We start from the raw sequence: 13,173 nt of genomic DNA, 5'->3' as shown, positions 1-13,173 counted from the left end.
TATGACCTTATCTGCACTTATTGAATGCGCTGAAAAGGGCGTATAAATAAAGTATAGAAAATAATCAATGAAGCGTATTCATCGTATAGGAGAACAGGGTATGAATGCTAAAGTTAATATTTCAAACCGTGCTGGCGCCAGCTTTCCCGTACGCCGAATGGATTTTGAATTTGGTGAGGTTCCACGTTATTGGGCCAATGGTGACGCTGCACTCACACATTTTATGACTGCGCTTTCGGCACTATTTCCTGAAGGTGAGCAATTCTTTGTGAATAGTACCCGTGCAGTACGTAATGATCCTAAATTGGCGGATCAGCGACTGCAGAAAGAAATTAGTGCCTTTATTGGTCAAGAAGCGATGCATTCCAAAGAGCATTTGGCTTTTAATGCTTCAGCTCAAGCTTACGGTTATGATGTTCGTGAGTTAGAGGCTCAAACAGGACGTTTGATTAATCGCACCATAGGCGTTGCTTCTAAATTACTAAAACCATTTGGTTTTAGTAAAGAGATGATTGGGCTTACTGGAACTTGTGCCTTAGAGCACTTTACTTCTACGATTGCCGAAGAGTTGTTGAGTAATCCAGACATCCAAGCCATGTTTATGGATCAAACCATGTACCATTTATGGATGTGGCATGCAGTAGAAGAAAATGAACATAAGGCAGTTGCCTTTGATGTCTATGAAGCTATGTATGGACAAGGCCCTAAAGCGTATTTTATGCGTTCATTGGCTTTGGTCATTGCGATGGGTTTGATCTTTATCACTCAATCTTATTTCACGGCAAAACTTTTGCGAACTGACGGCAAATTAACATGGCGTGATACCAAATACATGATCAAGTTTATGTATGGTTATAAAGGCTTTATGACTCGCCAAATTCCAACCTTATTGGATTTTTTAAGACCGAAATTTCACCCAAACGATCAAGATACTACTGTGTTGTTGAATAAATGGCGTGCTGAATTGGGTTTTAATCTAAGTTAACTTCAATGGGCAGTTAAAACTGCCCATTTTTTTATTCAAATTTTGTTTTAAATTGCTGATAATCTGCAGCAGTATTTTATAGAGTAGCAGATCGTGATTCGATTGATGCAAGAAAAAGATTTAGATCGTGTTTCTGCAATTGAGGCTTTAGTTCAAACACACCCATGGTCGAAGCAACAGTTTCAGGAATCCTTCGCCTCTTATCAATGTACGGTGTATGAGCAAGCCAATCAAGTGGTGGGTTTCTGTATTTTGCAGCCAGTTTTGGATGAAGCGAATTTATTGTTGATGGCGATTCACCCAAGCCAACAGGGCAAAGGACTGGGTTATGAATTATTAGAAAGTTCAATTCAGCAATTAAAAAATAACCCGATCCAGATTTTTCTGGAAGTTCGTGAGAGTAATACAGCCGCAATTCGTTTGTATGAAAAGGCAGGTTTTCACCAAATTGATTTGCGTAAAAATTATTATCCAAATCCCGATGGTTCAAGAGAGCATGCTGTTATTATGGTCAAAACATGCACGGATGATTTTGCAGCGTTATTTAATAATTAAATTATTCCATTCAGAAGGTAGTGTACTCATTAATGAATTTCCAAGCTGATGGATCTCATTTTCAGAGAGTGGGCGATTAAGCCGACGCCATTGCCCATCAAGCAATAATTCAAGTGGCGTATATTGCGATTTATAATTCATTTTGGGTGAATGTGGCACCCAATAACCTAGGTATAAATAGTCGAGGTTCAATGTACGTACATATTCGATTTGTTTAAGGATCGCAAATACACCTAAAGAGCGACGTTGTTCATCTGGATCAAAGAAGGTATAGACTGCTGACAGCCCGTCATCCATTAAATCACAGGTTGAAACACCAATCAGTTTTTGGTCTTTCCAAAGTTCAATAAAGAAACTTTCTGTGCAGCTATGCACCAGAAATTTTTCAAACTGATCCAGACTGGCAGGGTACATATCACCATCTGAGTGACGCTCATTGATATAACGTTCATATAGGTCGTAGTGTTGTTGAGTGGCTTGCGAGGTCGGCAAAATACTCATTTGCAAATCTTGATTGCGTTTCCATGCTTTTTTTTGGCTGCTGTTCATTTTAAATTCTTGAACGGGAACACGGCAAGATAAGCATTGGCGACATAAGTGACATTCAGGACGATAGACAAAATCACCGCTACGACGAAAACCAACGCGAGAAAGTTCTGACAAAGTCACCACATCGATACGGTGAATTGGATCTAGGAACACCATTCGAGCTGATTTGTTATCAAGATAACTGCAGTCGTGCGGTGGCGTAATATAGTACTGTAAGTCATTTAAAAGGGACTTGGGTTGATATGATTTCATTAATCTGTCCCTCCAAGGTGTTAATCCGTTAACCGTCTAATTTTGCAAAAACTGCTATTGTTTTACTTGAAAATACACGTTCTTGATAACTTTTCCAATTGATAGAGGGGGCAATAATTACATCTTGTAACGATTTAAGATAGGCTTGGCGAGAAAGTGTACTAGCACCGAGGCTTAAAAGGTGATCATTGACCAATTGGCAATCAATCCACGGCAACTGATTTTCTTGCCCAATCAACATTAAGGTATAGAAAGCCATTTTAGAAACGTCAGTTTCAGTACTAAACATCGACTCTCCAAAGCAGCCTTTGCCAACACTGACACCATACAGTCCCCCAACCAATTTATCCTGCTGCCAGACTTCAATACTATAAGCATAACCCGCTTGAAATAATGCGCAATAGCCTTCGATGATATCTTCACTAATCCAGGTTTCATTGGCATAGCTACGCGGCATTGAGCATGAGCGAATCACTTGCTCAAAAGCATGATTAATCGTAATTCGATAATCGTACTTTTTCATATTCCGAATTAAAGATTTACTGGGTTTGTAAGTATGTGGCTCGATAACGCAACGAGGTTCAGGACTCCACCAGCAAATTGGCTCGTCTTCATTGAACCAAGGGAACAGCCCATGTGTGTAGGCTTCAAATAAAGTAGAGGGGGACAGGTCTGCACCAATACAAATAAATCCTTGTCCTTCAGGATCGGCTTCGATTGGATTCGGGAAAATATATTGCGAGGGTGGGAGTTGTTGCATAGCATAAAAAATTAATAAGATTAATTCTAAGCTAACTGAAGTTATAGGGAATGGCAATCATTAGCAGAGCCACTCCCTATACGAGATTAATTAAACAAACGTAAATGCTTAGCAATTTCTAATTTTTTACTGTCGAGGAAAAGTTGAGCTTTAGTTTGAATAATTTCAAGACTCTTTTCTTTGTCTGATACTGTTTTACCTTCGCTGTCCAAGACTAACCAATTGAGTTGGCTGATTGCATCCTGTACATATTGTGCAAATTCACTTGTTGATGTTAAACCATCAATGAAATGTGCACGATAGAACAGTTGATGGAAATGCTCAGTTGGAATACCGATTCCTGTAATTGGGCTAATCAGGACATTATAGTTCTGATGAAAACTCGCTTGCTTTAATAAATAGTGATTTAAACGTTGGGATTGCTCTAAAGTTTGTTGCTTCGGGTCTAAGTTTTGGCAAGGTTGAGCTAAACCAAGGTGCGATAGAATGACTAAAGCATTGAGAATTTTTGCATAGTTGAGATCTGGCAGACTTTGTTCCAGTTCAAAAATGGTCAGTGGTTGATAGTTTTCCTTTGCAAATTTATCACCGATGGGCAGATAAATTTCTTCAATTAAATTAAAGGTGCCTAATAGTCCACTGATACTGGTTGGTAGTTGTTCTTTGGCTGTAAGTAACACAAAGGCCGTGTTGCGCAGTCGTTCCTGTGCTTGTAATGGGGTTAAGTTATTTTTACCTCGAATAAACAAGTCTCGTCTAAATTGCGTGTTGGCAAAATAGTCGCGGCATTGTTCTTTAAAAATAGGGTGCTCAATGGCATTCAAAAAAGCTTGGTGCTGTTCTGAAAAATTGATGTTATCGAGATGTGTATTTAAATCGGTTGAACCTGCATAGGATAGTTTGATTTCATCCAGAATACGGACAATTTGCTGGAAGGAAAAACATTGCCAATCTTGATTGAGGTATTCGTGAATCAAATAATTCGGATTTTGCTGTTTTAAATCAGCAACTTTTTGTACGGCATTGGGATTGCGTTGCGCAAAAATTGGATTTTGCTTAAGTAAATCTTCACTGAAGGTCAGGGCTTCATTGACCTTTTGCAGAGGATTGGTACTTTTGCTATTAAACTTAAAATGGCTATGGAACAGTTCGCGAATTGGCATATTGGCAGCCCAACCGGTAACGCAATTATAGCTGATATAGACAATACCATTGGGTTTTAAGAATTTACGAATAAATTTGAGAATAATGTGCTGATTTTCATAGCTGATCCAGCTCCAAATTCCATGTAGGCTGATCGAATCAAACATGGGGAGGTCAGAACGATTAAGCAGCTCTTCAAAACTATCATCATAGAAATAATGTTCAGTTTGGGTTTGTTCGGCCAGTTGATTGGCATGTGCTGCATGTGCCGGATTGAAATCCGTACCGTAGAATGCAGCTTCATTACAGGTTGCATGAATATTAATACTGACACCTTGACCAAAGCCAAGTTCACAATGATTATGATTTTCCTGAAAATCTGGACTATCGATGCCATTTAAAAGTAAGCAAAACTTTTGGAAATTCGGGCTGAGGTCTCGATAATAACCGTAGGTATAATTTACTTCAGTTTGGTAGCCGTTCGTCCAGGTCGTTGTCATTGATATATCCTATAGACTGATTGTTGATATGTTTAAAAAGCCGTCAATTTTTCGATTGTATGGATACTCGCAAAAAAAAACCACCAAAGATTGGTGGTTTTTCAATATTGGCCTAATTAGTTTAGATTATCGAGATATTTCTCTGCATCTAATGCTGCCATACAGCCTGAGCCCGCTGAAGTAATCGCTTGGCGATAGATACTATCCGCCACATCACCTGCAGCAAATACGCCTTCAATAGAGGCAGCAGTTGCATTACCCGCAGTGCCGCTATGCACTTGGATATAGCCATCACGAAGATTTAACTGGCCATCAAACATACCTGTATTCGGTTTATGTCCGATCGCAACAAACAAGCCTTGAACTTGCACATCTTGCGTGCTTGAATCTTGGGTTGATTGAATACGAACAGCCGTTACGCCGGTTTTGTCACCCAAGACTTCATCTACTTGATGGTTCCAGATAATACTGATTTTGCCTTCCTTTTCTTTGGCAAAAAGGTGGTCTTGTAAAATCTTTTCAGAACGTAAGCTGTCACGACGGTGAACAAGGGTGACATGCGCTGCAATATTAGAAAGATAAAGTGCTTCTTCAACTGCTGTGTTACCACCACCCACAACCATGACATTTTGGTTCTTATAGAAGAAACCATCACAGGTTGCACATGCGCTTACACCTTGGCCCATAAACGCAGCTTCAGATTCAAGACCTAGGTATTGTGCAGTTGCACCTGTTGCAATAATCAACGCATCACACGTGTACTCTTCCATATCGCCTTTGAGTACGAATGGACGAGTTTTAAGATCTACTTCATTGATATGATCGTAGACAATTTCTGTACCGAAACGTTCTGCATGAGCTTGCATACGTTCCATAAGTACAGGACCAGTTAATCCTTCTGGGTCACCTGGCCAGTTGTCAACTTCAGTGGTCGTTGTTAATTGACCACCTAATTGCAAACCCGCAATCAGTGTTGGCTTGAGGTTAGCACGTGCAGCATAGACTGCTGCGCTATAGCCTGCAGGACCAGAACCCAAAATAATTAACCGTGAGTGACGAGCGCTCATTAAAGAACATCCTTTTTATATCAAAACTGCTAAAATTATACGTGAATCCAGAGCGGAGTGGTTTAAATCCATCGGGATAATATTGATTAACTCAATCGAATTGAGCTATATCCGAGCAGGATGTTAACAACAACAGTAAACAATCGTGCATCTTTTTTGTAAGAACGAGTGCATAATATAAAACTTATTGATTAAGGCATTTTGGGCCTTGAAAGATACTAACAAATAACGAATTGGGTTACAGGACTGTATATGACTGCGGTGTCAAGTGTTTATGCACAACGCTTTTTAATGACATTATTTTTGATTTCTTTTGGCATTTATTTATTTCTTGCCACAGTAACCTATACACCATTTGATCCGGGCTGGATGCATATTTCCAGTGATACCCAGCAGGTTTCAAACGCCAGCGGTGTAGCAGGTGCTTGGATCGCAGATTTACTGTTTGGTTTTTTGGGATGGGCAAGTTTGCTGATTCCTCTGTTCTTGTTTATTGAAGCCATTCAAGTCTGGTGGCCAAGAAGCTTTTTAAATCGCCCATTTCGTTATGCTGCACAGTTTTTCTTGATCCTCTCCATTTCTAGCTTGTTGTATCTGCATTGGAATACACCTGCAGATACTTTGGATAATGCAGCGGGTGGTATCATTGGTTATGAGTTGGGGCAGAGTTTATCCCAATTATTGACCATCTATGGCGCAACTTTATTCTTATTGGCTTTTAGTATCTTATTACTGACTTTAGCCTTTGGCATTCAGTGGAACAAAACGTGGATCACACTGAAAAATACACCTGCTTATTTACAAGATTTATTCTACAAAAATGTCCCACAGAATGAATCTGCATATGATCTGACTGAGCAATTAGCTGCTGCCGATACACCTGCAATTAAGAATAAAGTACAAACTGAGTCTGATCTTGTAGCAGATACGAGTGACGCTAAAGCGAATCAAGTTCAAGCAAAACTGATTAAAATTGATGATTCACATCATCAGTTGATGGCTGAAAAATTATTTGCCGATGTGCTTGCCAAAGAGCAGCAACAAGGTAGTCAGCCAGTACAAACTGAGCAGATTGAAGATTTTGAACAGACTTTACAACGTGCGCACCAGTTTGAAACCGAAAGCCAACGCTTGGTTCAAACAGGTGAAGTATGGCGTGCTTTACAGCGCGATGATGCGAGCCATAAGCAAGAAATTGATGCATTGTTAAGAGCAGCGGATGACGCTCCTCATGCTCCGGCACAGTATGCAGATGTAGCGATGGCAACACAAAAATCCAATCACAGTAATTTAGATTGGAATGATGATCAAATTTTTGATGAGTTGCTGGCTGCTGTACCAAATAGTAAGACGGCGACAGATTTACATACGCCATTTACCCATGAGCCTCAAGCAAATCCAAACAGTCCTGTTGATGAAGAAGAGTTTGAGGCTGATATTGAAGCACTGATCACTGAATCTGCGAGACCAACAGTTGCACAGTCGCATACAGTTGCTCCTGTCCAAAATATCACGCAAGATGAGATACATCGTGTTGTTGCAGAGGATATGGATGATTTTAGTGATCTTCTGGTTGAAGAAGAGCGTGAACAGGCTTCACCACGAACAACCAGTTATGCGCAATCCTCTGCTTTTGTAAAAGCACCGATTGAAGTTTCAACACCAACACAAAAAGAAACACTGTCTAAAGAAGCCTTTATCGAAGCATGGCAAGAAACCGCAGGTAAAGCTGATCCTGATGCAGATTTGGATATAGAAGATGATTTTGACCTAGATGCACCATTAACAGATGCGTTTGGTCGTCCGATGTCACGCGCCATGCAAGTCGCGCAAAAACGCCGTGATCTACCGACTTTACCAGGTCTGGAATTACTGGATGAAGTTGATCCAAACAAAAAGGTCAATTTTACCGCTGAGCAACTCGCGCGTCTTTCTGAGCTTTTGGAGATCAAACTACAAGAGTTTAATGTAAAGGCTCAGGTGGTCGAAGCCCAGCCGGGACCAGTCGTAACACGCTTTGAACTCGATCTTGCACCGGGTGTAAAAGCCTCTAAAGTGACCAATATTTCACGTGATCTGGCACGTTCAATGTCGATGGCATCTGTTCGTGTGGTTGAAGTGATTGCAGGAAAACCATATATCGGAATTGAAGTGCCGAATAGTAGCCGTGAAATGGTACGGTTGATTGAGTTATTGAAAACGCCAGCTTTTGAAGACCCTGCGGGTTTGCTCTCTATGGCGATGGGTAAAGACATTTCAGGTAATCCTGTCATTACTGACCTTGGCAAAGCACCGCATATGTTGGTTGCGGGGACCACAGGTTCTGGTAAGTCGGTTGCAGTGAACTCGATGATTTTATCGATGTTACTGAAATATACACCAGACCAGTTACGCTTGATTTTGATCGATCCAAAACAGCTTGAATTAGCCAACTATAACGATATTCCGCACTTGTTAACGCCTGTGGTCACTGACATGAAAGATGCAGTCAGTGCTTTAAACTGGTGTGTCAATGAAATGGAACGTCGTTATAAGCTAATGTCCTTCCTGAAAATTCGTAAACTCAGTGACTATAACCGTAAGGTCGAAGAGGCGATTGCCAATGGTGACGATTTAATTGATCCAACCTGGAAAGCCAGTGATTCGGTTGTAGGTGAGCGTGCACCACGTTTAGCACCATTACCATCGATTGTAATTGTTGCCGATGAGTTTGCTGACATGATCATGCAAGTCGGTAAAAAAGCCGAAGAAATGATTACTCGTCTGGCGCAGAAATCGCGTGCAGCAGGAATTCATTTACTGCTCGCAACACAGCGTCCATCGGTCGACGTCATTACAGGTTTAATTAAAGCCAATATTCCAACCCGTGTTGCATTACGTGTAAACAGTAAAATTGACTCACGTACTATTTTGGATGCGGGTGGTGCAGAAGACTTACTGGGTCATGGTGATATGTTGTTCCTTGGGCCGGGTAAAATCGAACCTGAGCGTGTGCATGGCGCCTTTATTAGCGATGATGAAGTCAATCGTATTTGTGATGCTTGGCGTGAACGTGGTGAACCAGACTATGTGGATGAAATCCTGACGCCATTTGATGAAGAACCGACATCACGTGGTTTTGAAGATGGGGATGGTGATCCGAGCCGAGATGCACTGTATGACCAATGTGTTTCCTTTGTGCTCGAAACACGTAAAGCATCAACCTCATCGTTACAGCGTAAATTTAGCTTGGGCTATAACCGTGCAGCACGAATTATCGACCAAATGGAAGAAAACGGAATCGTGAGCTCGATGGGCGCAAATGGTAAGCGAGATATTCTAGTTTAAGCTGAACAAGACATGGTTCAATAAAAAGCCTCAATTTTGAGGCTTTTTTACGTTTATTTCCTTGTTGGCTTTGTGTGTGTGGGGCTGATTTGAGCGCATTGAGATGGTACCTGTAGACTGTTTTTATCTATGGTTGAAGTCCCGCTCAGAATTTTACTCAATGAATTGATGAAGTTGCTGGTGGAGTGTTTATTGTGTGGAGAAGTCTTAAACAAAAGTTCCGATTCAATAAAAAATTAGACCTCTTATTTAAGAGGTCTAAGAAGCGCAGAAGACTGATCTATTTAGAGGTTTGCTGATGATTTAAATAAGACAATATGCGTTGCATGGCATGCATATCTTCAAAAATAATCGTAGTTTGATGCTCATCTTTTTGGATGGTATGGGGTGATTTTAAAGGAATACTAAAGTATTTTCCATTGCCACTGCTGTTCTGAATATATCCATCTAGATAAGTAGTGTTTTGACTGCTGAAAATAATGTCTTTATCTGGTGGCAAAGTGAGTGTCATTGTCCCCGCATTGGAGAGCTGCTTTCTATAGTACGTCCAGTCTTGATCATAACCTCGGAAATAGGCCTGAGCTTGAATCTGCATACTCATGAGCGTCTGTAGGCTGGCAACTTGTCCACGGGAAAGCGCAATATCCATTAGTTTCTGGTAGGCAGTCTGATCGAGTTTAAATTTCGCGTCTGGATCATTTGGATGAGTATACTGAAGAATAGCTTCACGTTGCGTATCCGTTAAAGACTTCATTCCATTGAGCAGCGTACTAATCTCGGCCTTGCTAAAACCTTGAGGGGCTGTTAAGAGAACTTGAGTGGACACAAGGTGAGGTTGTGGCAGGTTGCCAGTCACCTTGATATTGACAGCATCACATGAATGGGCTGGTTTTATTCCTTGACCTACAATTTCCCCTTTTGTGGTTCTTAGGGTAAAAGTGACTTCTTTATCTTGAGGCGTATTATAAAGCCCTGTGAATTCTTGAGAATGACCTAAGTAAAATGTGAGATATCGACCATAACTTGAGAAATCTACGTCTAAATAAATATATGGAGAGACTTGGAACGGTGTGCTGAAACTGATGGGTAAGGAGGAGCATACCTCACTGTAGTGCCAGTCTAAATTCCAGTAAGAGAGATGTTTCACTTTATAGGTCACATCAAAATTACCTGTGGCATTTTGTTTGAAAGTACCTAGCAATTCTTTTTGCCATAAGCCGTTTGCTTCACTATGACTCCAGACAGGGATTTTATCGCCATCTTGAATGGGCTGATTAGTTTCAGGATTAACAAGACCCGCAGGCGCTTGAATGGTCATTTCAGCTTGTGCGTTTTCCAATAGATGGGCTTTACGTCCCTGCTGATCAGAAATATCTACGGCTAACAGACCTGCTGTAACAAAGTAACCAGCCTGCATATCCCATGAGTTGGTTTGATTATTCCATGTCGTGCGAACACGATCCGGATTTAGCCCCCCTGGAAAAACTTCACCAAGGTTTGCAGTTTTGGGGCTGAAGTAACCAATACTGACTTGTAAATCACCCGTTAATGGCTCTCCGTTACGGTCTTTCAGCACGGTACCTGAGGGGAGAATAAAGCTCGCACTCGCGTTTTTGGACAACGCATCTGTAGTTGTGGCTGTCAGATCTAGTGTCGTTGACAGTGTTCCGGTAGAATCAGCCTTGGCATTTTTTTGTATTGCAACAGCAACGCCTACCGGTGGTCCTGCTTTGTTGACTAAGTTGATGCGTTTGGATGTTGGGACTGAACCGTCATAGAGGACATCAATGCTTGAACTAAAATATCCAGCGGCACTGGCGATGAGGCGTAATTTAACAGGATTTGCTAAGCTTGCATTTTTAACTGCATCTGCTTTTAGAAAAATGGTGGTTGAACCAGTGGCATGCTTATTATCAGTGCGACTCAAGTTGGTATTTTCATAAAAATTATCGCCAGTAACATCATCAGAAGCCGTTAATGTAACCTCTTGCGTGATTCGTTTTCCAGTTTTAGCATCTATAAACTCGATCGGAAGGATGACACGTCCTCCCAACAGATCAACATTAACTACATGCGTTGCTGGAGTCGGGGGAGGTGTAGCGTTGGAAGATGGATTTCCATCATTACTTGCACCTCCACAAGCCGTCAAAACCAGCATACAACTCAGTAAGGCTGGAATAGAACATTGTTTTTGCATAGATATTTCCCTTCATTGGAATAATTTCTGGGTTTTATTGATTGAGTATTTCTAATGTATGCAAGCAAGAGACAGATGCCTATTCCTCAAATGAGGAGTGATGGATGAATTTTGATTAAATTTATGATTTAAATTTTGGAGAGTAAAATAGGCGATGCAGAAAAATTATTAAATAAGACAACGTCAGCAGCTATAAAATTGATCAATACATAGAAATGGCTTGGCTGTGATCGAAGGGAATGTGCTCTGGATAATGCTCTGCAACCAAAACACGCAAGATTTTGATTGCAGAAAAAATTGCTGTTTAAGCAAATTTTGCCAAGACTTCCAAGAAACCATCTTTTTGTCGTGGGAACTGTGCAATCACATCATGAATGCGTTGACCTTCTGGATTGGTTGCATTGAGATCACGATCAACAGCTAAAAATTGGATAATTAAGCGTTCATAGTCATTTGGGCGCATATGTTTGAATGCATGATAGAGCACATGAAAGTCAGCATTTACGCCAGTTGGAGGAAGTTGGTTAAGGTAGGCAAACACACGCTCATCTGACCACTCTTCATTGAAAGTTGCTGGCTGTGATAATGCCATGACAATCTCCTCAGTCTTATAAAATAATAAAGGCAAAATACTTGTAGTGGGGAAAGTCATACTTTCCAAATCCACCCGCGTATTCTGCCTTTATTTGCGAAAAATCGCTAATGAAAAAACTTCTATCGATCTTCAGGTAAATTGATATTCATTTCTAACATTTCGATATTTGCTTCTGAGCGAACCTGCATCTGAATATGCTGTTCATCCACACCACGAACATAACGACTCACCACCTGCATGATTTCTTTTTTCATTTGGTCGATTTTGTCTTGGCCTAGGCGACGACCTAAACCTTGTTCAGAGGCAACAATTACCTTTAAACGATCTTTGGCAGTTTGTGCACTTGATGGCTTTTCATCACTGCTAAAAAGTTTACTCCAGAATCCTGCCATAATTACGCTCCAAATAGTCTAGCTAACCAACCTTTTGGCTGTACTGCAATGTGTCGATAAGGACGGTCTTCGCCAAGGAAGCGAGCCACTAAGTCATCATAAGCTTGCCCAGCTTTTTCTTCTGTATACAGAATCACTGGTTTACCTTCATTTGATGCTTGAAGTACGCTCGGACACTCAGGGATGACACCCAAAGTTGGCACACGTAAAATATCTTTCGAAATATCATCGATTGTAAGCATTTCTTGTTTATCAGCACGCTCTGGGTTAAAACGTGTAATACATAAGTGCTTACGGATACGACCTTCGTTTTGTTCAACTTTTTTGGTCTTGCTGTCTAGCATACCAATAATACGATCTGAGTCACGTACGGATGAAATTTCAGGGTTAGTTACAATGATGGCTTCATCAGCATGATACATTGCTAAAATCGCACCACGTTCAATACCCGCAGGAGAGTCGCAGATAATGTAATCAAACTCTTGAGAAAGTTCATCAATGACACGTGCAACACCTTCATCGCTCAAGGCATCTTTATCACGTGTTTGTGATGCAGGGAGAATGTATAAGTTTTCAATCTCTTTATCACGGATCAGTGCTTGCTGTAAACGTGCTTCATTATTAATAACATTAACGAAATCATAAACTACGCGGCGTTCGCAGCCCATGATCAAATCTAGATTACGTAAACCTACATCGAAATCAATCACAACAGTTTTATGACCACGTAGGGCTAAACCTGTTGCAAAAGATGCGCTTGTTGTAGTTTTACCTACACCACCTTTGCCTGACGTTACGACAACAATTTTGGCCACCGAATCCACTCCTATTTATGGTCATACGCCCCTAAA

General features: G+C 40.9%; 11 protein-coding genes. 3 read left to right on the top strand and 8 right to left on the bottom strand.

All coding sequences use genetic code 11. The features are described 5' to 3' along the window. The first annotated feature begins 100 nt into the window (after positions 1–100). On the top strand, positions 101–985 hold the full coding sequence (locus A7P55_RS22090) for a metal-dependent hydrolase (RefSeq protein ID WP_171553827.1): 885 nt from the start codon (positions 101–103) through the stop codon (positions 983–985). A gap of 93 nt (positions 986–1,078) precedes the next feature. Next, positions 1,079–1,540, top strand: a complete 462-nt coding sequence (gene rimI / locus A7P55_RS22085; protein ID WP_354667327.1) for a ribosomal protein S18-alanine N-acetyltransferase — start codon at positions 1,079–1,081, stop codon at positions 1,538–1,540. Here rimI and A7P55_RS22080 read toward each other — a convergent pair. The 4 genes from A7P55_RS22080 to trxB all read right to left on the bottom strand — a co-directional run bounded on the left by A7P55_RS22080 (position 1,526) and on the right by trxB (position 5,811). Beyond that, positions 1,526–2,341, bottom strand: a complete 816-nt coding sequence (locus A7P55_RS22080) for an arginyltransferase (RefSeq protein ID WP_004805148.1) — start codon at positions 2,339–2,341, stop codon at positions 1,526–1,528. The two genes, rimI and A7P55_RS22080, sit on opposite strands and share 15 nt — an antisense overlap. Before the next feature lie 28 nt (positions 2,342–2,369). Further along, positions 2,370–3,101, bottom strand: a complete 732-nt coding sequence (aat, locus tag A7P55_RS22075; RefSeq protein ID WP_171553825.1) for a leucyl/phenylalanyl-tRNA--protein transferase — start codon at positions 3,099–3,101, stop codon at positions 2,370–2,372. Positions 3,102–3,187: 86 nt separating this feature from the next. Then, positions 3,188–4,744 carry a class I SAM-dependent methyltransferase gene (locus tag A7P55_RS22070; protein WP_171553824.1) on the bottom strand — a complete coding sequence of 519 codons (1,557 nt, stop codon included), beginning with the start codon at positions 4,742–4,744 and terminating at the stop codon, positions 3,188–3,190. Positions 4,745–4,860: 116 nt separating this feature from the next. After that, a complete protein-coding gene (gene trxB / locus A7P55_RS22065) occupies positions 4,861–5,811 on the bottom strand; it encodes a thioredoxin-disulfide reductase (protein WP_004805153.1) in 951 nt (316 codons plus the stop codon). Between the two features lie 252 nt (positions 5,812–6,063). Here trxB and A7P55_RS22060 point away from each other — a divergent pair, with 252 nt between their 5' ends. Next, entirely contained in the window at positions 6,064–9,138 is a 3,075-nt protein-coding gene (locus A7P55_RS22060) for a DNA translocase FtsK (RefSeq protein WP_171553823.1), read from the top strand. Between the two features lie 280 nt (positions 9,139–9,418). Here the strand turns inward: A7P55_RS22060 and A7P55_RS22055 are convergent, their stop codons facing one another. From A7P55_RS22055 to minD, 4 genes are all read right to left on the bottom strand, one after another. Beyond that, positions 9,419–11,335, bottom strand: coding sequence for a hypothetical protein (locus A7P55_RS22055; RefSeq protein WP_171553822.1), 1,917 nt, complete (start codon positions 11,333–11,335; stop codon positions 9,419–9,421). 304 nt (positions 11,336–11,639) lie between these two features. Next, on the bottom strand, positions 11,640–11,927 hold the full coding sequence (locus tag A7P55_RS22050) for a PA4642 family protein (protein ID WP_171553821.1): 288 nt from the start codon (positions 11,925–11,927) through the stop codon (positions 11,640–11,642). Positions 11,928–12,049: 122 nt separating this feature from the next. After that, entirely contained in the window at positions 12,050–12,322 is a 273-nt protein-coding gene (gene minE / locus A7P55_RS22045; protein WP_004655180.1) for a cell division topological specificity factor MinE, read from the bottom strand. 2 nt (positions 12,323–12,324) lie between these two features. After that, positions 12,325–13,137, bottom strand: a complete 813-nt coding sequence (gene minD / locus A7P55_RS22040) for a septum site-determining protein MinD (protein ID WP_004805162.1) — start codon at positions 13,135–13,137, stop codon at positions 12,325–12,327. Positions 13,138–13,173 lie beyond the last annotated feature (36 nt).

Source organism: Acinetobacter sp. Ac_5812, from assembly GCF_013072695.1.
GTDB lineage: Bacteria > Pseudomonadota > Gammaproteobacteria > Pseudomonadales > Moraxellaceae > Acinetobacter.
This window is presented reverse-complemented; position numbering and strand designations above follow the sequence as displayed.